The organism is Paracoccus lichenicola (assembly GCF_009708075.1).
Lineage (GTDB): Bacteria > Pseudomonadota > Alphaproteobacteria > Rhodobacterales > Rhodobacteraceae > Paracoccus > Paracoccus lichenicola.
This window is the reverse complement of record NZ_WMBT01000012.1, coordinates 28611-48811: the sequence shown is the minus strand read 5'-3', so window position 1 is coordinate 48811 and position 20201 is coordinate 28611. Positions and strand designations below refer to the sequence as shown.

Genomic DNA, 20201 nt, shown 5'->3' with positions numbered 1-20201 from the left:
CCGGCAGCTCCCGCAGCAGAGCATTGGCCGCCACCATCCGGTCAGAGCCTGTCAGCAAGGCTTCTAGCCAGACCTGTTGACTGGCACCGGGATCATGCCGCTAGGTCCCGCATCAGGTGCGCCAAGGCATCAGCGCAGGGTCGTCTCCCGCATCCGCTCGCGGCTGTGGCGGAGCCGGCCGATGCCGCTGCCTATGGCGTAAGGCGCTAAGATAATGGTCCGGGCCGTCAGGGCAGGTCGAGGGGTTCCTCGACGATGCCGTAGCCATCTTCCTCATCCAGCTGCAGGAAGCGGTTCTGGCCCCTTGTGACGATGCGCGGGATCACGGTCCGGGGAGGCCGCGCCTCGGCCGCGGCGCGGGCACGGTCGATCGTTCCGGCCTCGGCAAGATGTTTCAGGTTCATGCGGGTCGGAAGGACGATGTGGCGGCTGCCGCGCGCGGCAAGCGCAAGGGCGGCCTGCGGGGCGATCCATTCGGTTTCCACCGCCTCGCGCCCGTCGGCCAGGGCGTCCTGATCCTGGGGGGCGGAAACGAGGTAGAAGAAGGTGTCGAACCGTTTCGGCACGACTGGCGGCGTCAGCCAGCGCGCGAAAAGCGTCAGACGGGCGGGGTCGATCCTGATCTCCATGGCTCGGACATAATCGATAAAATCCAGCTCGCGCCGGTCGATGGCAAGACGCGCGGCGATCGTTCGGGGGCCGGGTTCGACGCGGCCCGGATCGCCGACGATCAGGCCGCATTCCTCGAAACATTCCCGGATCGCCGCGATGCGCGGCCCGCGCTCGAGCACGGGAATGGACGCCCAGTCGGGCACCAGGTCGGCCCAGGCGGGATCGCTGTCGCCGTCATGGACCTTGCCGCCGGGAAAGACCATCGCGCCGGCCACGAAGTCGATCTGGTGATGCCGCTTGACCATGAGCACTTCCAGCCCGCCCCGGTCACGGGCAAGGATGAGGGTCGAGGCCGGGCGGATCGTATCGGTCATGGTCATCGCTTCCTGCGTCCGCCTTCCGGCACGGCCGTGGCTGGTTCAAACAGACCGGACCTTGCGCCCGGATGCAATCCGCGTCGCGTGTCCCGTCTTTCCGGCGGGCTGGCGCAGGACATCGCCCTGCACCGCCGGCCGGCAAGCCATGACCCCGGCATCCGCCCCTGGACGCCGGGGTCACGGGTCAGGCGAACTCCCGTCCCAGCATGTGCCGGGCGATGATCATCTTCATGATCTGCGGCGTGCCGTCGGCGATGATCTGGCCCAGGACATCCCGGTATCGCTGCTCGACGGGATAGTCCTGCGTATAGCCATAATGCCCGTGCAGCACCATGCAATCGCGGATCACGTCCGCGCAAAGCGCAGGCCCTTCGGCCTTGCACATCGCGGCCTCGGCGGTATGGGGCAGGCCCGCGTCGCGCAGCCAGAGCGTCCGGTAGCAAAGCCAGCGCAGCATCTCGAGCCTTGCCTTCGCCTCGGCCAGGGGGAAGGATACGCCCTGGTTCTTCGAGACCGGCTGGCCGAACGCCTGGCGCTGCTTCACGTACCCGACGGTTTCCTCCAGGGTCTGCTCGGCGGCGCCCAGGCACATCAGCCCGATCAGCGCGCGGGTATAGTCGAAGGTCGCCATGACCTGGCTGAAGCCGGCGTTCTCGGGTCCGATCATGCTTGTCGCCGGGACGCGCACGTTGTCGAGAAACAGCGAGCCGCGCACGATCCCCCTTGCGCCCATGTCCGCATACCTCGTCTTGCTCAGCCCCGGCCCGTCGAGCGGAACGAGAAACGCGGACACGCCCCTTGCACCCTTGTCGGGGTCCGTCTTCGCGAACAGCACCGCCGCGCTTCCCGCCATCAGCAGGGTGACCGACGACTTCTCGCCCGTGATGACATAGTCGTCGCCGTCCCGCACCGCGCATGTGCGGATGGAGGCGGCGTCCGAGCCGCAATGCGGTTCCGTCAGGCAGACGCACATCGCGATGTCCCCGGCGGCAAGGGGGCGCAGCCAGGTCTCGCACAGGGCGGGCGAGGCGAATCGGCTCAGGATGTCGCCGCAGAAGCAGGCGTTGAGGATGCCGTAGCACAGGTTGAAGTCCCCCTTCGCGATCTGTTCGATCGTCAGCCCGGCGTCGAGATAGGAATAGGCGCCCCCGCCGTGTTCTTCGGGAACGCGCAGCGCAAAGGCGCCCATTTCGCCCAGCTTCGGCCACAGTTCGGCCGGAAATTGGCCGGTCCGGTCCCAATGGGCGTATTTCGGCAGAAGTTCGTTCAGGGCAAAGGATTTCAGGCTGTCCTGCATCAGGACCTGTTCTTCCGTCAGCGCGAAGTCCATGGGCCGCCCCCCTTTCGATTGTCGTGAACGCACAACGGGACGCTAGCGCAGCACGTCTCGGGATTAAAGATGAGTATCTCTCACCAAGGGCGGAATTTTTCATGCGTCCCTTTTGCGCCAGCCGGTATATGATGGAATAACACACCGTGATTGACGTGGTGATGAATCCTTAGTACGCTAGCTAACGTCGCCATGGCAGAAGGAGACTGGTCGTGCAGGACATTCTGGATCGGATGCGCCAGGTCGCCGAATCGCCGCTGGACTATGCGGCGGAATGGAAGGCGCGGACCGGACGAAAGGTGATCGGCCTTCTGCCGATGCATTTCCCGGGTGAACTGGCCCATGCCGCCGGCTGCCTGCCCGTGATCCTCCAGGCCGATGACGAGCCGATCACCGTCGGCCAGGCGAACATCTTCAGCTTCTACTGCGGCTATAACCGGTCGCTGGTCGATCAGGTGACGCGCGGCGCCCTTGACGGGCTGGATGCGATCATGTTCGGCGATCACTGCGTGCAGCTTCTGGGAACGGCCGACATCATCCGCGACCAGCGGCCCGACATGCCGATCCTGTTCAACCAGCTTTGCTCGGTCCTGGATGCCGACTGGGCCATGCGCGAGACGCGGAACACCTTTGTCCAGCTCTGGAAAGAGCTTGAAACGCTGACCGGCCAGCCAATCCCCGAGGAGACCGCTCGGGCCTCGATCCGCGCCTTCAACCGCAGCCGCGGGCAGATGCGCGAGCTTTACCGGTTGCGCAAGCGGGGCGAGGTGTCGATCACGGGCCGCGACATGCAGGCGGTCATCAAGTCCTCGATGGTCATGGAAAAGGGAGAGCATCTTGCCCTGATGGACCGGCTGCTGGCCGAAATCCCCCGCCATGCCCCGTCGCAGGGGGCGGTGCCGGTCTATCTTTCGGGCCATCTGTGCCACGCGCCCGATCCCGCGATCATGGACCTGATCGAGGATTGCGGCGCGACCATCGTGAACGATGACCTTTTCACCGGCTGGCGCTTCATCCATGCCGACATGGACGACGGCCTGCTTCCGGCCGAGGCGATGGCCCGGTGGTATGTCGACAAGAACCGCAAGGTGCCCTGTCCGACCCGCGCCACCAAGTCGCAGGACTGGGAGGATTATCTTCTGGAGCAATGCGCCGAATCCGGCGCCCGGGGCCTGATCGTGCTGATGGTCAAGTTCTGCGAACCGCACATGTATTTCTATCCCGAGATCAAGGAAGCCTTCGACGCCCGGGGCGTGCCCCATCTTCTTCTCGAGACCGAGCACGAGGAAATGCCGATGGAAGCATTGAAGACGCGCGTCGAGACCTTTGTCGAAATCACCAAGCGCCGCTCTGCGGCCGAAGCCGCCTGAACCGGAGGAAAACCCATGGAAACTCTCGTGCAGACTGATCAGGCCAGGCCGGTCTTCGGCAACGGCTTGAAGGCGAACAAGCTCAAGGCGACCAAGTTCGGCGGCAAGCTGGTCTCGGAATACTGGGAAAGCGTGTTCCGGGCCAAGGAGGAAGGCAAGAAGGTGGTCTGGTACAACGGTACCTACATTCCGCCGTTCTTCCATTCCCACGACCTTGTCTGGGTGCATGGCGAGGCCTGGTCGGCGATGCTGGCCGCCCGCCACAAGGAAATCGGGGCGCAGGGGCGATCCGACCAGCGCGGATACGACCGGGAACTTTGTTCCTATGCGCGCACGCATATCGGCCAGATGCTGATCGAGCTGGACAAGGTGAAGTCGGGTCATCACGCCATGGCCGCCGACGATCCGCGCGTCGAGACGATGCTGAAGCTGCCGGCGCCCGACATGATCGTGAACGCCTATCCCTATTGTTCCTCGGGGCAGCAGTGGGACGACATCACCTATCGGACCTTCGGCAAGAAGATCCCGATGTTCACCATCCAGATCCCGCTTTTGTGGGGGGGACGGCCCGACGCCGGCTACATGCAGGGCGAGGAATGGGAAGAACGGTCACGATACGTGGCCGAGCAGCTTTTCGCCCTGACCAAGTTCCTGGAAGAAAACACCGGGCGCAAATACGATTACGACCGCCTGGGCGAGACGATGAGCTTCGTCAAGAAGGCGGCCGAGTTGCGGCTGGAGGCGATGGACATGTGCACGGTGCACCCGTCGCCGGCCAGCTTCTTCGACTGGATCGTGTCGATCGCGCCGGTCAACTTCCTGCCCGGCGACCAGAACCTCGTGACGTATTTCGAAGGCGTGAAGGCCGAGATCGCGGAACGGGTGAAGACCGGGGAAGGGGCTGTTCCCAAGGAAAGGCACCGCCTGTTCTTCGACGGCATGATGAACTGGAACAAGGTGGGATGGCTGGCCGACAAGTTCGCGCAGGTCGATGCCTGCGTCGTGGCCGGTCGCTATACCCACATGTCGTTCTGGCAGGAACCGCAACTGATCGACCTGAAGGATCCGATCCTTGGAATGGCGCAGAACTATCTGATCTGCCCCAACAACCACGGCGCGCCCATCATGATCGGCGAGATCGAGAAGGTGTGCGACAAGTTCGACATCGACGGCGTGGTCTGCCATGCCTCGCGGACCTGCCGGGGCATGACAAACGCGCAGTTCCAGATCGCCGGATCGGCCAAGAAATACGGCCGCCAGGCGATGTTCTTCGAAGGCGATGTCGCCGATGAAAGCTTCTACAAGGACGAGCTTCTGAACGTCCGGCTTGAAGCCATGGTCGAGGCGATGGACGCGAAGAAACGTGCGGCATGACAAGGATTTCCCAGCGGCGGGCGATAAACATGTTGCCAGAAGATACGCTAACTTACTAATCTCGGACAAGACGAGGGAGGAACTGTCTGATGTCCGAATCGCCCAAGCGGAACCCGCTCAGGATCGAAGAGTCTCGCGTGCTGATCGCGGGCGGCACCGCCGGGGTCGGCCTTGCGACCGCCCGGCGTTTCGCCGAACTTGGCGCGCCCCATGTCGCCATCAACGGCCGCACGATCGAACGGGGGGAAAAGGCAAGGGCCGCGATCCAGGCGGACTTTCCGAACTGCAAGGTGCATTTCATCGCCGGGGATTCCGGGGATACCGACCAGGCGCTTGAAATCGGACGCAAGGCGGACGAGCTGATGGGCGGGGTGGACATCCTCGTGAACTCCACCGTCAGCGCCTATCCTTATCCGACGCTGTTCCACCTGATCGACCCCCACGACATCAAGGGCATGGTGCTGACGCAGGTCATGTCGCATTTCCTGCTGGCGCGCGTGGTCATGGACGGGATGCGCGAACGCGAGAACGGCGTGATCATCAGCATCGCCTCGGACGCGGGCAAGGCGGCGACCCCGGGCGAGACGATCATCGGCGGGCTGATGGCCGCGATCATGATGTTCTGCCGCGCTTTGGCGATGGAGGCGAAGCGTTCGGGCATCCGGGTCAACTGCGTCACCCCCTCGATCATCGAGGGCACGCTGACGCATGACACGGTCATGGGGGGCGAATTCTCGGGCAAGCTGTTCGCCAAGGCCAAGAAGATGGCGCAGCTTGGCGTGGTCAATGCCGACGAGATGGCAGGGCTGATCACCTTCCTGGCCAGTCCCGCGGCCGCGAAGCTGACCGGGCAGGCCATCAGCCTGAATGGCGGCATCTCGGCGGCCTGAGGCGGACATGGGTATTCCCCCAGGTCTGTCCAGGCAATGCGCCATCGCCGAAGGCGGCGCGGGGCTTGCACGCCAATGCCGGAGGTTCTGAAGACGACATGAGATCGGCACCGAAGCGGGAGGGTGGAGGTGCCGACATTTCCTGGGGAGGAGACCACATGACTGCAACGCTGCACTTTACCGAAAGCCACTTTCCCAAACAGGAAACTGGCGGGCTGATCGACTGCACGCTTGGCGACCTCATGCTGAGGAACGCCGAGGAGAAGCCTGACCGCGTGGCCCTGATCGAGGGCATCGCCGACGCGTCAAGACGCCGCCGCTGGACCTATCGCGAACTGGTGGACGAATCGCTTGCCACCGCGCGCGGCCTGCTTGAACATTTCCAGCCCGGCGACCGTGTCGGCCTGCTGGCGCCCGAGACACCGGAATGGGTGATCTTCCAGCACGCGATGAGCTTTGCCGGCCTCATCATGGTGCCGATCAATCCCGCCTATACCGCGCGCGAGGTCGAGTTCGTTCTTGGCAATGCCGAGGCTGTGGGCGTGATCCATGCCGATGAATCGCGCGGCAAGGATCTGGCGGCCACCGTCCGGAAGGTGATGGCATCGCTGGATTGCCTGACCGTTGCGCTGAACGTTGCCGATCTCGACAAGATCAAGGCGTCGGGCAATCCGGACCGCGAACTGCCCAAGGTTTCGCCCGACGACATGCTGCAAATCCAGTATACCTCGGGCACGACCGGTTTTCCCAAGGGTGCCTGCCTGCACCACCGGGGCGTGATCAACGCGGCGCATTTCATCGTCGAACGCGCGGCCTTTCCCATGGGCGGAATCTGGCTGAACACCATGCCGATGTTCCACATCGGCGGGGCCGTCGTGTCCGAGATCGGGACGTTTTCCCGGCAGGGCACCTTTGTGCTGATGCAGGCATTCGACCCAAGCCTGTTCCTGGAACTGATCGAGTCCGAAAGGGTGAACTCTTCGCTGATCGTGCCGACGATGATCCTGGCGCTGCTGAACCATCCGGACGCCAAGACCCGCGACCTGTCCTCGTTCAAGTCCATCCTGTCCGGGGCCGCGGCGGTGCCCGAGGCCCTGGTCAAGCGGGCGAAGAAGGAATTCGGCGTCGATTTCGCCATCATGTACGGCCAGACCGAATCCAACGGGCCCTTCCTTGAAACCTTCACCAGCGATTCCGACGAGCTTCAGTCCCAGACCATCGGCCGCCCCATTCCGCATGTCGAGGTGAAGGTGGTGGATGTCGAGACATTCAGGACGCTGCCGGTCAACACGATCGGCGAATGGTGGGTGCGCGGCTTCAACACGATGCAGGGCTACTACGGCCAGCCGGAGGCGACCGCCGCCGCGCTGACCGAGGACGGATGGCTGCGCACCGGCGATCTGGGGACGATGGACGAGAACGGGTATTTCCGCATCACCGGCCGGTTGAAGGAAATGATCATCCGGGGCGGCATGAACCTGTACCCGTCCGAGATCGAGAACGTCCTGTTCGAGCATGAAGACGTGGGCCAAGTCGCCGTCATCGGCCTTCCGGACGAGGTCTGGGGCGAGACGGTTTGTGCGGTGATCCTGGCCCGCGATCCCGAGAACCCCCCGGCAGCGGACCTGCTCTGGGCGCATTGCCGGAACAACCTGTCGCCGCAAAAGACGCCCGAGCATTGGATTTTCGTCAAGCAGTACCCGCTTACGGCGACGGGCAAGATCCAGAAGAACGTCCTTCTGGAATGGTATCACGAAGGCCGTCTGGTGCCCTGTGACTGGGTGCGCCCGCACCGCGATTCCAAGATCGCCTGATGGCGAGGGGGGATCAGCGTGCCGCGCTGGTCACGGGCGCGGCCGGAGGATTGGGCGGCGCCATTGCGCGCGGCCTTGCGGCGGACGGGTTTGCGCTGGTCGTCACCGACCTGCGGGCCGACGATCTGAACGTCGTGGCCTCCGAATGGGAAAGGCAGGGGGCATCGGTTCGGGCGATCCCCTTCGACCTGTCGGACGACCGGGCGCGGGAAGGCTTCGTCGAGGCTGCCTTCGACGCGTTCGGCAGGCTTGATTGCCTCGTGAACAACGCGGGCGTTTCCGTGCTGAGCCGGGGCGACATCCTGGACGTCACGCCGGAAAGCTTCGACCGCTGCGTCGGGGTGAACTTGCGCGCGCAATTCTTTCTGACGCAGTCCGTCGCCCGGCGGATGATCCGCACCCCGTCGGCTGGCCGGCGCAGCATCGTGACCGTATCCACGGTCGCGGTGGATCACCTGGTGGGCACCCGTCTTGCCGAATACTGCATCGCCAAGGCCGGGCTGTCGCATTCGCTGCGGCACTGGGCCACCCGCCTTGCCCCGGAGGGGATCGACTGTTTCGAGGTGCGGCCGGGGATGATGAAGACGGACATGACCTCGACCTCGACGGCCAGCTACGACGCGCTGATCCAGGGCGGCTTCGTGCCCGCAGGCCGATGGGGCCACACCGAGGAAGTCGCCCAGGCGGTCGCCATGCTGGCATCGGGACGGCTGAGCTATTCCACGGGACAGACCATCCATGTCGATGGCGGGATGCGGTTCAAGACGTTTTAGGGCTGGCCGCAGCCCGTCCGCGATGAACGGCCGGCGTGCCGCAAGGGCACATCGGCATGACGAGCTTACGATGCGCTGGCAGACCGATATGAACAGACCCGCGAATGGCTTGAAACAAGGCGGGATCAACAGGAACTGGAGGAGCGGTGTGGGCAAGTTGACTGACATCGACAAGATCATCTCGTCTCTGGCCGCGGTTGCCGAGGATCCGCTTGGCTATGCAAGGGCCTGGAAGGATCGGACGCAGGGCAAGGTCATCGGCATCCTGCCGATGAACTTCCCCGCCGAACTGGTCCGCGCTGCCGGCGCCCTGCCGCTGCTGATCCAGGAAGATGATGCGGCGATCACCTATGGCCGCAGTCTGCTGTTCGAATTCTACTGCGGCTATACCCGCAGCCTGGTCGATCAGGCCGCGACCGGAAAGTTCGGCGGACTGGACGGGCTGTTCCTCGTGGACCATTGCGTTGCCCTGCTTGGCGCCGTCGATGCGATCCGCTTCGAACTGCCGGACCTGCCGGTGTATCTTGCCCAGTATCCCGCCTCGATGGACGAACCGGCGACTCCGCCGATGGTGCGCGAAAGGCTGGGCGGCCTGTGGCGGAAGCTGGAGCAGGTCTGCGAAACGACGATCACCCCCGAGGCCCTTCGCGCCGCTATCGCCGCCTCGAACGCCAACCGCGCGATGCTTCGCCGTATCCACGACATGCGGCGCGCGGGGCAGATCGCGCTGAGCGGGCGCCAGATGCAGGCGCTGGTCAAGTCGGCCATGGTGATGGACGCGGCCGAACACGGCAAGGCCCTGACCGCCCTTGTCGCCCTGCTGGAAGGCCAGCAAGCCGAACCGTCGAACCGCGTCCGGCTGCACCTTTCCGGTCATTTCTGTCACGCGCCCAAACCCGAGCTGCTGGACATGATCGAAAGCTGCGGGGTGACGATCGTGGATGACGACCTGTTCACCGGCACGCGCTTCGTGGCCACCGACATCCCCGAGGACGGCGATCCCGCCGAAGCGTTGGCGCGCTGGTATTTCGACCGCAACGACAACGTCCCCTGTTCCACCCGCGCACAGAAGTCGGCGGACTGGGAAAGCTATCTCGCGGCATCGATACGACGCAACGGCGCCGATGGCGTCATCGTGCTGGTCGCCAAGTTCTGCGAGCCGCACATGCTTTACTATCCCGAACTGCGCAAGATGTTCCACGCCAACGGGATCCCCCATCTGCTGATCGAGACCGAACACGAGGGGCTGCCGCTCGAGATGGTCAAGACGCGCGTCGAAGCCCTGATCGAAGGCATCCGGCAATCAGGCCGGACCCGTGAAACCGCCTGACCGGACGCCGGAACCAAGGAGTTGAAGATGTCTGATGTCGATACACGAGCGATCCCCGCTGCGCGCACCCTGCCGAAAGCCCCGCTGGCCAACCGCCTTCTCAGCACCCGGGCCGGCGGCAAGATGGTCGCGGATTACTGGGAAAACCTGTTCACCGCCCGCGAGCGGGGCGCGAAGGTCGTCTGGTACAACGGCGCCGCGATCAATCCGATCCTGCAGAATGCCGGTGTCGAGTGGTGCCACGGCGAAGCCTTCGGTGCGCGCCTTGCCGCGATGCACCTGGAAGGCCCGGCGCAGCAGGCCAGCGAATCGTATGGCTATATCAACGAGCTTTGCTCCTATGCCCGCACGACCCTGGGCTGCGCGCTGCTGACCAAGCAGGAAGCGGCCGGAAAGGTCGAGATGGACGGCGCGCCCGGCATCCCCGACAAGGCCGTTCTGGCAAGCCGCCTGCCGCCCCCTGACCTGTTCGTCAACGCCTATGCCGGGTGCAGCACCGGGCAGCAGTGGGACGAGGTCACCTATCGGATGTTCAACAGGAAACTGCCGTTCTTCAAGATCTCCTATCCCCTTCTCTTTGGCAACGATGCCGATGCGGGTTATCTGCGCGGCGAGGAATGGCACAATGCCTCGCGCTATGTCGCAGGCCAGATCCATCAACTGATCGCCTTTCTGGAACACGAGACCGGAAACCCCTTCGACTGGGAGGGCCTGCGCGAATCGATGCACTACATCAAGAAGGCGGCCCAGCTTCGGGTCGAGGCGCTGGACCTGTGCAGGTCCACGCCCGCGCCTGCCGTCTTCTGGGACTGGGTCGCCAGCATCGCGCCGATCAACTTCCTGCCCGGCAACCAGGATCTCGTGGACTATTTCGCCGGGGTGAAGGCCGAGATCGAGCAGCGTCTGGCCGACGGCGTCGCGGCCTTGCCGAACGAACACTATCGCCTGGCCTTTGACGGCATCATGAACTGGAACAAGGTCGGCTGGCTTGCCAACAAGTTCGCCGAACATGACGCGGCGGTGGTCTGCGGGCGCTATACCCACAACAGCTTCTGGCACGAGCCGCACCTGATCGACGAAGACGATCCGATCCTGGGGATGGCGCAGCACTATCTGCTTTGCCCGTTCAACCACAGCGCGCGCAACCTTGCCGAACAGGTGCTGCGCGACTGCGAGAGCTATGGCATCGACGGCATCGTCTTTCACGCGACCCGAACCTGCCGCTCGGCGACGAACGGACAGATGATCCTGGCGCAGATGGCGCAAAGGCGCGGCATCCAGACGATGTACCTCGAGGGCGATGTTGCGGACGAGTCCTTCTACAAGGACGAACTGCTGCTGAGCCGGCTTGAAGCGATGCTGGAAACCATCGACGTGCAGCGCAACCGGGCTGCCTGACAAGCCCGGAGGGGGGTGCGGGCGATGGCGGAAGGAGGGGAGAGGATGAAGCACGATGTTCCCGAACAGGATTACCGCACCCGGGTTCTGGCCCGATCGCATTGGCCCGCCTTCACCGGCTTCGACCTGGACGAGATCACCCTGGGCGACGCCCTGCGCCGGATGGCCGCAAAGGCGCCGGACAGGGCGGCGCTGATCGAGGGTATCGCGGAAAACGCGCGGCGCTGGAGCTATGCCGAACTGCTGCGCGACGCCGAATGCATCGCCCGCGCCCTTGCCCGGCGGTTCCGCCCGGGCGAGCGTGTCGCCTTCTGGGCGCACAACCTGCCGGAATGGCTGCCCGTCTTTTATGGCTGCGCCCTGGCCGGGGTGGTGCTTGTCACGGTCAACCCCGCCTATCGCAGACGAGAGCTTCACTACGTGCTGGCCCGGTCCCGCGCCGCCGGGCTGTTCGTCAACGACCTTTACCGGGGCCACATGCTGGAAGCGACCGCGCGGGAAACGGCGCCGGATCTGCCGGACCTGCGCGAGATCATCCCCCTGCGCGAGGTGCCCGCCCTGATCGCCGAGGGTCAGGACGACAGCCCGCTGCCCCTGGTGGATCCGCGTGACCCGGCGGTGATCATGTTCACGTCGGGCACGACAGGGGCGCAAAAGGGCGTGATCTTTCACCACACCGGCGTGGCCAACATGACCCGTTTCACCCAGACCCGTGGCGGGCTGACCCCCGGCGGGGTTTTCGTCAATCCGATGCCGATGTTCCACATCGGTTCGCTGGGCCATGCCGGGATCGGGTCGGTCATGCTGGGCGCGACCCATGTGCTGATGCCGGAATGGGATGCGGAAGCCTATATGGACCAGGTCCAGCGTCATCGCGGCACCTTCTCCCTGCTGGTGCCGGTGATGATCGAACAGGTGCTGGCCCATCCCCGGCGCGGCGCCTATGATCTCTCGACCCTGCGGCGGCTGACATCCGGGGCCTCGGTCGTCGAAGCGCGGCTGATCCGGCGTACCCGTGACGAACTCGGCGCGACAATCTCGAACATCTACGGCCAGACCGAGATGCAGGGCAGCGTGACCGGCACCCACCCGGACGATGCCGAGGCCGACCTGGCCGAGACGATCGGCCAACCCCTGCCGCAGATGGAACTGCGCATCGCCGATCCGCAAACGGGCGAAACGCAGCCGATCGGCGTGCAGGGGGAAATCCAGACCCGCGGCTATCAGAACATGATCGGTTACTTCGACATGCCCGAGGAAACGGCCAGGACGCTGCTGCCCGACGGATGGCTGAGGTCGGGCGATCTCGGGACGATGGACGCGCGGGGGTTCGTGCGGATCACGGGCAGGATCAAGGACATGATCATCCGCGGGGGCGAGAACATCTATCCGCGCGAGATCGAGCTTCTGCTGGCCGAGATGCCGGGAATTGCTTCTGCCGCCGTGGTCGGCGTGCCGGACCCCCACTGGGGCGAACAGGTCGGCGCGGTCCTGGTGATGCGCGACCCCGATGCCGTTCCCGACATCGACGCGATGTTCGCCTTCTGCCGCCGGGAACTGGCGCATCACAAGGCGCCCCGGCTTTGGTACGTGGTCCCATCGCTGCCGTTCACCGAGACCGGCAAGCTGCAGAAATTCAAGCTGATCGACATGATCCGGGACGGGACACTGCCGCTGTTCCGGCAGATCTGACAAGGTGGCCTTCATGACGCGAAACGACAGGATGCAGGCGGTCCGGCTTTGCGCGCCCGGGGATCTGCGGGTGACGGACGTGACGCGCCCCCGGCCGGACGCGGGCGAGGTGCTGTTGAAGGTTCTGGCCGCCGGCATCTGCCAGACCGACGTGCATATCCGCCGCGCGACCGACAGCCGGACGCCGGACGGGACGATCCTTGGCCACGAGATCGCCGGGGAAATCGCCGGACTCGGCGCGGGCGTGCCGGGTTGGTCGGTCGGCGACCGGGTCGTGGTCCATCCCTGCTGGGCCTGCGGCACCTGCCGCGCCTGCCGCGCCGGACGCGAGAACGAATGCCACCGGACCGGCGGGCGCAAGCATCCACCCGCGACGCCCGGCGTCACGAGGAACGGCGGCATGGCGGGCTATGTCACCGTTCCCGCCTCGGCCATCTTCGACATCGGCGATCTTGACCCGGCCGTGGCCGCGACGCTGACCGACGCCGCGTTGACCCCCTATCGCGCGATCATGTCCTGTCGCGAACTGCTGGCCCCGGGCGCGACGGTGGCGGTGATCGGACTTGGCGGCCTGGGTCTGATGGCGCTGCAGATCCTGCGCGCGCTGTCTGCGGCGCGCATCGTCGGCATCGACCGGTCCGAGGCGGCGGTCGAGCTTGCCCGGGACTGGGCGGATGTGCTGCTGATCCCGGGCGCGGGCACCGCGAACGAGGTGGAGGCCCTGACCGCGGACCACGGCGCCGAGGTCGTGCTGGATTTCGTCGGGACCGACGCCACGCTCGACATGGCGGCGCGCATGGTGGCGCGGGGCGGGGCGATCCGGGTCGTCGGGCTGTCGGGCGGCAGTCTTTCCTTCCTGGCCCGGTCGGCGAACAATCCGCTGCCGCGCGGCGTGACGATCATGTGCCCCTATAGCGGCACCTACAACGACCTGGCCGAGGTGATCGCGATGGCCCGGTCCGGCGCGCTGCGGCCCATCGTCAGAACCTTCGCCCTGTCCGAGGCGCTGGAGGCGCTTGACCTGCTGGAAGCCGGCGAAATCCGGGGCCGCGCGGTGCTGCTGCCGCACGGCTAGCCTGCAAGGGCCCGGTCAGGCGTGGGCGCCCACGTTGCCCAGATAGCTGTGATGCAGGGCCGGGTCGTTGCGCAGGTCGGCGCCAGGACCCTCGGCCCGCACCCTCCCGACCGCAAGGACATAGCCGTAATCGGCCAGTTCCAGCGCCGCGTCGGCATGTTGTTCGACCAGAAGGATCGTCAACCCGTCTTCCCGCAGCCGGGCCAGGATGTCGAAGATCCGGTCCACCACCATCGGGGCCAGGCCCAGGCTGGGTTCGTCCAGCATCAGCAGCCTGGGTTCGGCCATCAGCGCGCGCGACACCGCCACCATCTGCTGTTCCCCGCCGGACATGGTGCCGGCGCGTTGCGAAAACCGTTCCTTCATGACGGGAAAAAGGTCCAGCACATAGGCAAGCCTTTCCTGGTACCGGTCCGCCGCATCCGGCAGGCGCGCAAGCCGATGAAAGCCCAGCTTCAGGTTTTCTTCGACCGTCAGGGGCGCAAAGAGCTGTCGCCCCTCGGGGACCTGCACCACGCCAAGCTCCACGACCTCCGCCGGCTTCATCCGGGTGATGTCCCGGTCGTCCAGGTAGAGTTTTCCCGAATAGATCGAGACAAGGCGCGAGATGGTGTTGATGGCGGTCGATTTCCCGGCCCCGTTGGCGCCCACGATGGACACGATCTTGCCCTCGGGCACCTTCAGCGACACGCCTTCGAGGGCGGTCGAGGAATTGTAACCGGCAGTGACGTTCTCAAACCGTAACATCGGCAGCCCTCCGTCCGATATAGGCAGCAATGACCTCGCGGTTTCGGCTGACCTCGGCGGGCGTCCCGTCGGCGATCTTCGTGCCGTGGTCCATCACCACGACGGTGTCGCAGGCCGACATGATGAAGTCGATGTCATGCTCGACCAGAAGCATGCTCATGCCCCGTTTCTTCAGCAGGGCCAGCATCTCGGCCAGGTTGCGCGTCTCGGCGTCGTTGAGACCCGCCGCCGGTTCATCGAGCATCAGCAGGTCCGGCCCTGACGCAAGCGCCCGCGCGATATCGACAAGGCGCAACTGGCCAAGGGTCAGCGTCTCGATCCGCTCTCCGGCGCGGTCGGCAAGGCCGACGAAGTCCAGCAGCTTCATCGCCCGCTTGCGGCTTTCCGCCTCTTGCCTGCGGCGCTCTGCGCTTCGGAGGATCGACGGCAGAAGGCCATCGGGGAACGCCGGATGCATCCCCATCTGGACGTTCTCCAGCACCGACAGGCCGCGGAACAGCCGGACGATCTGGAACGTCCGCGCCATGCCCATGGGGCTGCGCGTGTGCGCCGGCTGCCGGGTGACGCGGATCCCGTTGAAATGGATCTCGCCCGAGGTCGGGGGACGCACGCCGGTCACGAGGTCGAAGGTCGTGGACTTGCCGGCCCCGTTCGGGCCGATCAGGCCCTTGACCTCGCCCTTCCGGATCTCGAACGACACGTTGTTGACCGCGACAAGGCCGCCGAATTTCTGGACGACGTTTTCCAGCCGAAGAAGAGGACCGCTGTTCCGTTCAACCGTCATTCCGCCGATCTCCTCATTTCCCGGGCCTGCGCATCCGCCTGGGGGGACGATCGTCTTCGCAGGCTCCAGCGGCGGCGCTCGAACAGGCCGGACAGGCCGTGCGGCATGAACAGCAGGAAGACGAGGATGAAGACACCATAGATCACGGTCTCGAACGCGCCGAAGCTGGTCAGGAACTGCGGCAGCAGCACCACGATCACGGAGCCGACGATCGGGCCGAACCGCGTCCCCAACCCGCCCATCACCACGATGGTCAGGACCGAGACGAGCACATGGAATTCCGACAGCGACGGGTCCACCCGCAGCGAGGTGATGCCGAAACAGACCCCGGCGACCCCGGCCAGCACGCCGGAAACCACCAGGATGCGCAGCTTGTACCGCGTCACCCGGATGCCGAGCGCCTGCGCGGCGGTCTCGTCGTCGCGGATCGCCTGCATGGCGCGGCCGATATGGGACCGGATGAGGAAATCGTGCAGAAGAAGCGTCAGGGAGGCCATCACCAGCACGACGTAGTAGATTTCGGTCCGGCCAAGCGTCTCGCCAGCCCATTCCAGGGGCGGCACGGCGATGCCGCTCTGCCCGCCGGTAAAGCCGATCCAGCGGTTCGCCACGCCGTTCTGGATCAGCATGAAGGCCAGCGTCGCCATCGCGAGGTAATGCGTCCGCAATCGCAGGAGCGGCAGGCCGATCAGCAGCGACAGCAGGGCGACGATGGCCAGCGTGCCTGCAAAGGCAAGAAGCGGCGGGAAACCCAGCATGGTCTGGAGCATCCCGAAGCCATAGGCGCCGATGGCGTAGAAGGCCGGAAGCCCAAGCGAGATCTGGCCCGTGAAGCCGTAGAGCAGGTTGAAGCCCATGCACAGGATCGCATAGATCCAGATCAGCATGGCCAGCCGGACATGGAAGCCGCTGCTCAGCAGCAGGGGCAGAAGGGCGCCGAGGGCGATGAACACGGCCACCGGCAGCAGGGTCGGGGCGCGGGGCGCTTCGATATGACGGGAATGGGCCATCTTAGCGTCGTTCCGCTTCGTAGTCGCCCAGAAGGCCGTAAGGCCGGACGATCAGGACCATGAGGATGAGAACGAAAATCGCAGGTTCCGCATAGAGAGACGTGCCGTAGCCGGCCATCAAGGCCTCGAGCATCCCGATGGCGAGACCGCCCGCGGCAGCGGCGAAGGGAGAGCCGAGTCCCCCCAGGATCGCGGCCATGAAGCCCTTCACGGTGATCAGGATGCCCATGCTGACATGGGCACCCAGCAGCGGCCCGATCATCATGCCCGCGATGCCGGACATGGCGGCGGAATAGATGAAGGTGAACTGCACGATCCTTTCGGACCGGATGCCCATCAGAAGCGCCACCTTGGGATCGACGCCGGTCGCCCGGACCGACAGACCGAACCGCGTCCGGTACAGGATGAACCAGGTCAGGGCCAGAAAGCCGAAGAACAGCACGATCAGCGACAATTGCTGCGCGTTCGAGATCAGGAAGCCAAGCCGTATCGGCGCCAGCGACAGGACCGGGGGGACAAATCTGGGTTCCGGTCCCCAGATCAGGAAGGCGCTGCCATAGATCACGATCGCCCCGGCCAGCGTCCCGATCATGATGGTCAGCGGTTCGGCCTTGCGGCGCACCAGCGGCCGGTAGATCCCGTGGTCGAGACCAAGGGCCACGACGACCGAAACGACGATGACCGCGACCAGCGCAACCGGCCAGGGCAGGGCCAGCGTCACGAGGAACAGCACGGCGGACATCGCGCCAAGCATCACGAACTCGCCCTGGGCGAAGTTGATCACGCGGGACGCGCTGTAGATGACCGACAGGGACAGGGCGATCAGCCCGTAGACACTGCCGTTCGTCAGCCCGGCCAGCAGCAGGTAGCTTAGCGTCATCAGCATGGGCGAAGTCCATTCCAGGATCGTGCGGGGGGAAACGGGCGGCGGACAGGCGGATCCTGCCCGCCGCCAGGCTTACTTCGCCAGTTTGGAAATGTCGGCTCCGACCAGTTCCTTGCCGTTGCCGGCGACTTCGATGAACACGAAGAACCCGGTATCCGGCGGCCCGTGATGCCCGGCGGCGAAATTGTAGGCCACGTCCTTCTGGCCTTGCAGGCCGTTGAAGTTGCCCAACCGGCCCGTGGCCTCGACGATCGCGTCGCGCGCGCCTTGCAGATCGCCCGCCTGGATCTTCTCCTGCACGGCGGCATCCTTCAGGACTTGGGTCAGAAGCATTCCCGCGTCATGGCCTTGTGCCGGGGACGGCGAAAGGGCCAGCTCGCCGAACTTCTCGGCATATTCGTCGAAGAACTTTTCCACGTCCTCGCGCGACGGATCGACCGAGGACGGGATCATCACGCCATTCCCGGCGTCCGCCGCCAGTTCGCGAAAGGCCTTCATCGCCCCGACGCGCGGCATGATCACGGGTTGCGTCATGCCCATCTGCCGGATGGTGCGGATCACCCGCGCGCCGTCGGCCGGATAGGGATAGACCAGGACGACCTCGGGCTCCGATTGCATCAGGTTGATGATCTGCGGCGACACGTCGGTCGCGGCAACGTCATAGGTCTGCTGGGTGGTGATCTCGATCCCCTTCGGCTCGAGCGCCTCGATCGCCGAAGCCGCGCCGGAAATGCCGAACGGCACCGAGTTGTTGATGATCCCGACCTTCTTGATGCCCTGCGCGGCCAGCGCATCGGCGACGGCGATCGAATCCTGGGTCACCTTGGGACCGAACCGGAACTGGTATTGCGCATCGTCCGTCAGCTCCGGCGACGCGGCGGCAAGGATCCAGAGCGGGATCTTGTTCTGGTTCGCCACGGTCACGAGCGAGTTCGCCACGGCAGACGGGCTGCCCCCGATGATGAGCAGCGCGTTGTCGTCTTCGGCGCAGCGGGTGCCGAAGTTCGCGGCAAGCTGCGGGTCGGTCTTGCTGTCATATTCGACGATCCTGATGTCCTGGCCGTTGATGCCGCCGGCGGCATTGACCGGGTCCAGGACCATGTGCAGGGCGTTCAGGCTTTCGATCCCGGTATCCGCGGCGGATCCCGACCGGTCGTCCACGGCGCAGACGACCAGATCCAGCGGTTCGGCTGCGGCAACACCCGCAGTCATGGCCAGGATCGCGGCCAGTCCGGCCGCGGATCTCTTCATTTTCGGCATGTCAATCCTCCCACTTGTGAAAGACGCCTCCCGCGTCCCGGCGTTGTCCGGCAAAAGCCTGAACCGCACGTCGCCATTGTGGTAAGATATATTACTTTCCTAATGCGAACAAGAATTATCATGGCCCGGCAGCCGGAAAACCCTTATTGCACAAGCTGAAATGAATATATAATTCAATAGGATATATTTCAGGTCCGGGCATTGCACATGGAAATGCATGTGCAATGCAGCCGGTCTGGATCTTGTCGGACCCGGATATTCGGGGGATGGTCAGTGAACCATTTCGGTGATGATCTGAATGACCTCGACATAGCTTTTGAACAGATAATAGGTGATCGCCAGAACGATCGGCGCGCCAGGCAGGCACCACCAGCCCAATCCGCCCCAGGCAAGCCACAGATAAACCCCGGTCAGTGCAAGGCCGATGATCGCGGGGCCGGTGCGCCCCAGTTTCAGGATCAGGCGCAAGGCCGGAAAGCGGTCCATTCGCGGCGGCCCCGGGTCAGAGGTTGTTCTGAAGGGTGCTCAGCAAGGACTTCAACCCGCCGGCCCGCGGGGCGGGCTGTTTCTCGCGCGGATCCACGGCAAGTTCCGGCACGCCGCGGCAACCCGGGATGCAGGCCTTGTCCTCGGCCATCTGCTCCTCGCGGGCCATGTCCTCGGCCTCGGTGATCTGGTGCTTGTATTCGGCCCGGTAATCGTCCAGCCCGATCAGCGCCGCGCCAAGGGCACCGGCGATCTGCGGCAGTTCGGGAAGGATCAGCGGCATGTCCAGCGCCTGCTCGATGTAATGGACCGCCGCCGGGTTGCGCGCGACGCCGCCGGTCATGACGACCGGACCCTTCTTGCCGACACGCCCGACCAGGCCAAGCGTCCGCGCCGCAATGGCGGCATGGACGGCGCCCATCACGTCGGTCTTGGGATGGCCTTCCGCCAGCAGGGAAATCACCTCGGTTTCGGCAAAGGTCGCGCACATGGACGAGATCTTGAGCTTTTCCCTGGCGCCAAGCGCCAGCTCGCCCAGCTTGTCCAGATCGACCTCGACCGCGCGGGCCAGGACCTCCAGGAACTTGCCGGTGCCCGCCGCGCAGCGGTCGTTCATCGCGAACTGCGCCACAAGGCCGTTGTCATCGACCGCGATGACCTTGCTGTCCTGGCCGCCGATGTCGATCACCAGCCGGGCGCCCGGAACCATCGCCACGGCGCCGCGGGCGTGGCACGTGATCTCGGTATAGTTCTTGTCGGCCATGTCCAGCATCCGGCGGCCGTAGCCGGTCGATACGGTGCGGCCCATGTCGGCCTGCGTCAGGCCCGCCTGGTCAAGCGCCATCTTGATCGACGCCTTCACCCCGTCCCCGGAAACCGCGCCCATATGGGCGACCGCATGGGCGACACGCTTTCCCTTGAGGTCGAGTATGACCGTCTTCGCCGTGGTTGACCCGAAGTCGATTCCCATCACGTAGCGTTTCATGTCTGCTC

General features: G+C 64.9%; 18 protein-coding genes. 9 read left to right on the top strand and 9 right to left on the bottom strand.

The genetic code is table 11. The annotated features are described in order from the left end of the window. Window positions 1-227: 227 nt before the first annotated feature. Window positions 228-992 carry an NUDIX hydrolase gene (locus GIY56_RS15355; RefSeq protein ID WP_154765738.1) on the bottom strand — a complete coding sequence of 255 codons (765 nt, stop codon included), beginning with the start codon at window positions 990-992 and terminating at the stop codon, window positions 228-230. 181 nt (window positions 993-1173) lie between these two features. Next, window positions 1174-2319 carry an acyl-CoA dehydrogenase family protein gene (locus tag GIY56_RS15350; RefSeq protein WP_154765737.1) on the bottom strand — a complete coding sequence of 382 codons (1146 nt, stop codon included), beginning with the start codon at window positions 2317-2319 and terminating at the stop codon, window positions 1174-1176. 212 nt (window positions 2320-2531) lie between these two features. Between GIY56_RS15350 and GIY56_RS15345 the strand changes: the two genes are divergently transcribed. From GIY56_RS15345 to GIY56_RS15305, 9 genes are all read left to right on the top strand, one after another. Beyond that, window positions 2532-3689 (top strand): 2-hydroxyacyl-CoA dehydratase subunit D, encoded by a 1158-nt coding sequence (locus tag GIY56_RS15345; protein ID WP_328288574.1) that lies wholly within the window; start codon window positions 2532-2534, stop codon window positions 3687-3689. Window positions 3690-3704: 15 nt separating this feature from the next. Next, window positions 3705-5063, top strand: coding sequence for a 2-hydroxyacyl-CoA dehydratase subunit D (locus tag GIY56_RS15340; RefSeq protein ID WP_154765736.1), 1359 nt, complete (start codon window positions 3705-3707; stop codon window positions 5061-5063). Between the two features lie 89 nt (window positions 5064-5152). Further along, entirely contained in the window at window positions 5153-5953 is an 801-nt protein-coding gene (locus GIY56_RS15335; protein WP_154765735.1) for an SDR family NAD(P)-dependent oxidoreductase, read from the top strand. Between the two features lie 158 nt (window positions 5954-6111). Beyond that, window positions 6112-7767: a class I adenylate-forming enzyme family protein gene (locus GIY56_RS15330; RefSeq protein WP_196053652.1), complete on the top strand. Its 1656-nt coding sequence runs from the start codon at window positions 6112-6114 to the stop codon at window positions 7765-7767. Next, window positions 7767-8540 carry a 3-ketoacyl-ACP reductase gene (locus GIY56_RS15325; protein WP_154765733.1) on the top strand — a complete coding sequence of 258 codons (774 nt, stop codon included), beginning with the start codon at window positions 7767-7769 and terminating at the stop codon, window positions 8538-8540. Before GIY56_RS15330 ends, GIY56_RS15325 begins: the two co-directional genes overlap by 1 nt. A gap of 148 nt (window positions 8541-8688) precedes the next feature. Continuing rightward, complete coding sequence (locus tag GIY56_RS15320) at window positions 8689-9870, top strand: 2-hydroxyacyl-CoA dehydratase subunit D (RefSeq protein WP_328288573.1); 1182 nt, start codon at window positions 8689-8691, stop codon at window positions 9868-9870. 27 nt (window positions 9871-9897) lie between these two features. Further along, the gene (locus GIY56_RS15315) at window positions 9898-11268 is read left to right on the top strand and encodes a 2-hydroxyacyl-CoA dehydratase subunit D (RefSeq protein WP_154765732.1); all 1371 of its coding nucleotides are present in this window, start codon (window positions 9898-9900) and stop codon (window positions 11266-11268) included. A gap of 45 nt (window positions 11269-11313) precedes the next feature. Next, on the top strand, window positions 11314-12960 hold the full coding sequence (locus GIY56_RS15310; protein ID WP_196053650.1) for a class I adenylate-forming enzyme family protein: 1647 nt from the start codon (window positions 11314-11316) through the stop codon (window positions 12958-12960). A gap of 13 nt (window positions 12961-12973) precedes the next feature. Further along, entirely contained in the window at window positions 12974-14035 is a 1062-nt protein-coding gene (locus GIY56_RS15305; RefSeq protein WP_230312562.1) for an alcohol dehydrogenase catalytic domain-containing protein, read from the top strand. A 15-nt stretch (window positions 14036-14050) separates the two neighbouring features. On the opposite strand, the gene GIY56_RS15300 is transcribed toward GIY56_RS15305, so the two are convergent. The 7 genes from GIY56_RS15300 to GIY56_RS15270 all read right to left on the bottom strand — a co-directional run bounded on the left by GIY56_RS15300 (window position 14051) and on the right by GIY56_RS15270 (window position 20193). Beyond that, entirely contained in the window at window positions 14051-14782 is a 732-nt protein-coding gene (locus tag GIY56_RS15300) for an ABC transporter ATP-binding protein (protein ID WP_154765730.1), read from the bottom strand. Further along, entirely contained in the window at window positions 14769-15566 is a 798-nt protein-coding gene (locus GIY56_RS15295; RefSeq protein ID WP_154765729.1) for an ABC transporter ATP-binding protein, read from the bottom strand. The genes GIY56_RS15300 and GIY56_RS15295 overlap by 14 nt, the downstream gene beginning before the upstream one ends. After that, on the bottom strand, window positions 15563-16576 hold the full coding sequence (locus tag GIY56_RS15290) for a branched-chain amino acid ABC transporter permease (protein ID WP_154765728.1): 1014 nt from the start codon (window positions 16574-16576) through the stop codon (window positions 15563-15565). The genes GIY56_RS15295 and GIY56_RS15290 overlap by 4 nt, the downstream gene beginning before the upstream one ends. A gap of 1 nt (window position 16577) precedes the next feature. Then, window positions 16578-17462, bottom strand: coding sequence for a branched-chain amino acid ABC transporter permease (locus GIY56_RS15285; RefSeq protein WP_154765727.1), 885 nt, complete (start codon window positions 17460-17462; stop codon window positions 16578-16580). 72 nt (window positions 17463-17534) lie between these two features. After that, window positions 17535-18713, bottom strand: coding sequence for an ABC transporter substrate-binding protein (locus GIY56_RS15280; RefSeq protein ID WP_196053649.1), 1179 nt, complete (start codon window positions 18711-18713; stop codon window positions 17535-17537). A gap of 279 nt (window positions 18714-18992) precedes the next feature. Next, window positions 18993-19208 (bottom strand): hypothetical protein, encoded by a 216-nt coding sequence (locus GIY56_RS15275; RefSeq protein WP_154765725.1) that lies wholly within the window; start codon window positions 19206-19208, stop codon window positions 18993-18995. 16 nt (window positions 19209-19224) lie between these two features. Beyond that, complete coding sequence (locus GIY56_RS15270; protein ID WP_154765724.1) at window positions 19225-20193, bottom strand: acyl-CoA dehydratase activase; 969 nt, start codon at window positions 20191-20193, stop codon at window positions 19225-19227. Between the last annotated feature and the right edge of the window lie 8 nt (window positions 20194-20201).

What these genes read in the sequence shown, in the direction of transcription:
- GIY56_RS15355 (WP_154765738.1), bottom strand. Translation starts at nt 992, where the DNA reads ATGACCATGACCGATACGATCCGCCCGGCCTCGACCCTCATCCTTGCC.
- GIY56_RS15350 (WP_154765737.1), bottom strand. Translation starts at nt 2,319, where the DNA reads ATGGACTTCGCGCTGACGGAAGAACAGGTCCTGATGCAGGACAGCCTG.
- GIY56_RS15340 (WP_154765736.1), top strand. Translation starts at nt 3,705, where the DNA reads ATGGAAACTCTCGTGCAGACTGATCAGGCCAGGCCGGTCTTCGGCAAC.
- GIY56_RS15335 (WP_154765735.1), top strand. Translation starts at nt 5,153, where the DNA reads ATGTCCGAATCGCCCAAGCGGAACCCGCTCAGGATCGAAGAGTCTCGC.
- GIY56_RS15330 (WP_196053652.1), top strand. Translation starts at nt 6,112, where the DNA reads ATGACTGCAACGCTGCACTTTACCGAAAGCCACTTTCCCAAACAGGAA.
- GIY56_RS15325 (WP_154765733.1), top strand. Translation starts at nt 7,767, where the DNA reads ATGGCGAGGGGGGATCAGCGTGCCGCGCTGGTCACGGGCGCGGCCGGA.
- GIY56_RS15315 (WP_154765732.1), top strand. Translation starts at nt 9,898, where the DNA reads ATGTCTGATGTCGATACACGAGCGATCCCCGCTGCGCGCACCCTGCCG.
- GIY56_RS15310 (WP_196053650.1), top strand. Translation starts at nt 11,314, where the DNA reads ATGAAGCACGATGTTCCCGAACAGGATTACCGCACCCGGGTTCTGGCC.
- GIY56_RS15305 (WP_230312562.1), top strand. Translation starts at nt 12,974, where the DNA reads ATGACGCGAAACGACAGGATGCAGGCGGTCCGGCTTTGCGCGCCCGGG.
- GIY56_RS15300 (WP_154765730.1), bottom strand. Translation starts at nt 14,782, where the DNA reads ATGTTACGGTTTGAGAACGTCACTGCCGGTTACAATTCCTCGACCGCC.
- GIY56_RS15295 (WP_154765729.1), bottom strand. Translation starts at nt 15,566, where the DNA reads ATGACGGTTGAACGGAACAGCGGTCCTCTTCTTCGGCTGGAAAACGTC.
- GIY56_RS15290 (WP_154765728.1), bottom strand. Translation starts at nt 16,576, where the DNA reads ATGGCCCATTCCCGTCATATCGAAGCGCCCCGCGCCCCGACCCTGCTG.
- GIY56_RS15285 (WP_154765727.1), bottom strand. Translation starts at nt 17,462, where the DNA reads ATGCTGATGACGCTAAGCTACCTGCTGCTGGCCGGGCTGACGAACGGC.
- GIY56_RS15280 (WP_196053649.1), bottom strand. Translation starts at nt 18,713, where the DNA reads ATGAAGAGATCCGCGGCCGGACTGGCCGCGATCCTGGCCATGACTGCG.
- GIY56_RS15275 (WP_154765725.1), bottom strand. Translation starts at nt 19,208, where the DNA reads ATGGACCGCTTTCCGGCCTTGCGCCTGATCCTGAAACTGGGGCGCACC.
- GIY56_RS15270 (WP_154765724.1), bottom strand. Translation starts at nt 20,193, where the DNA reads ATGAAACGCTACGTGATGGGAATCGACTTCGGGTCAACCACGGCGAAG.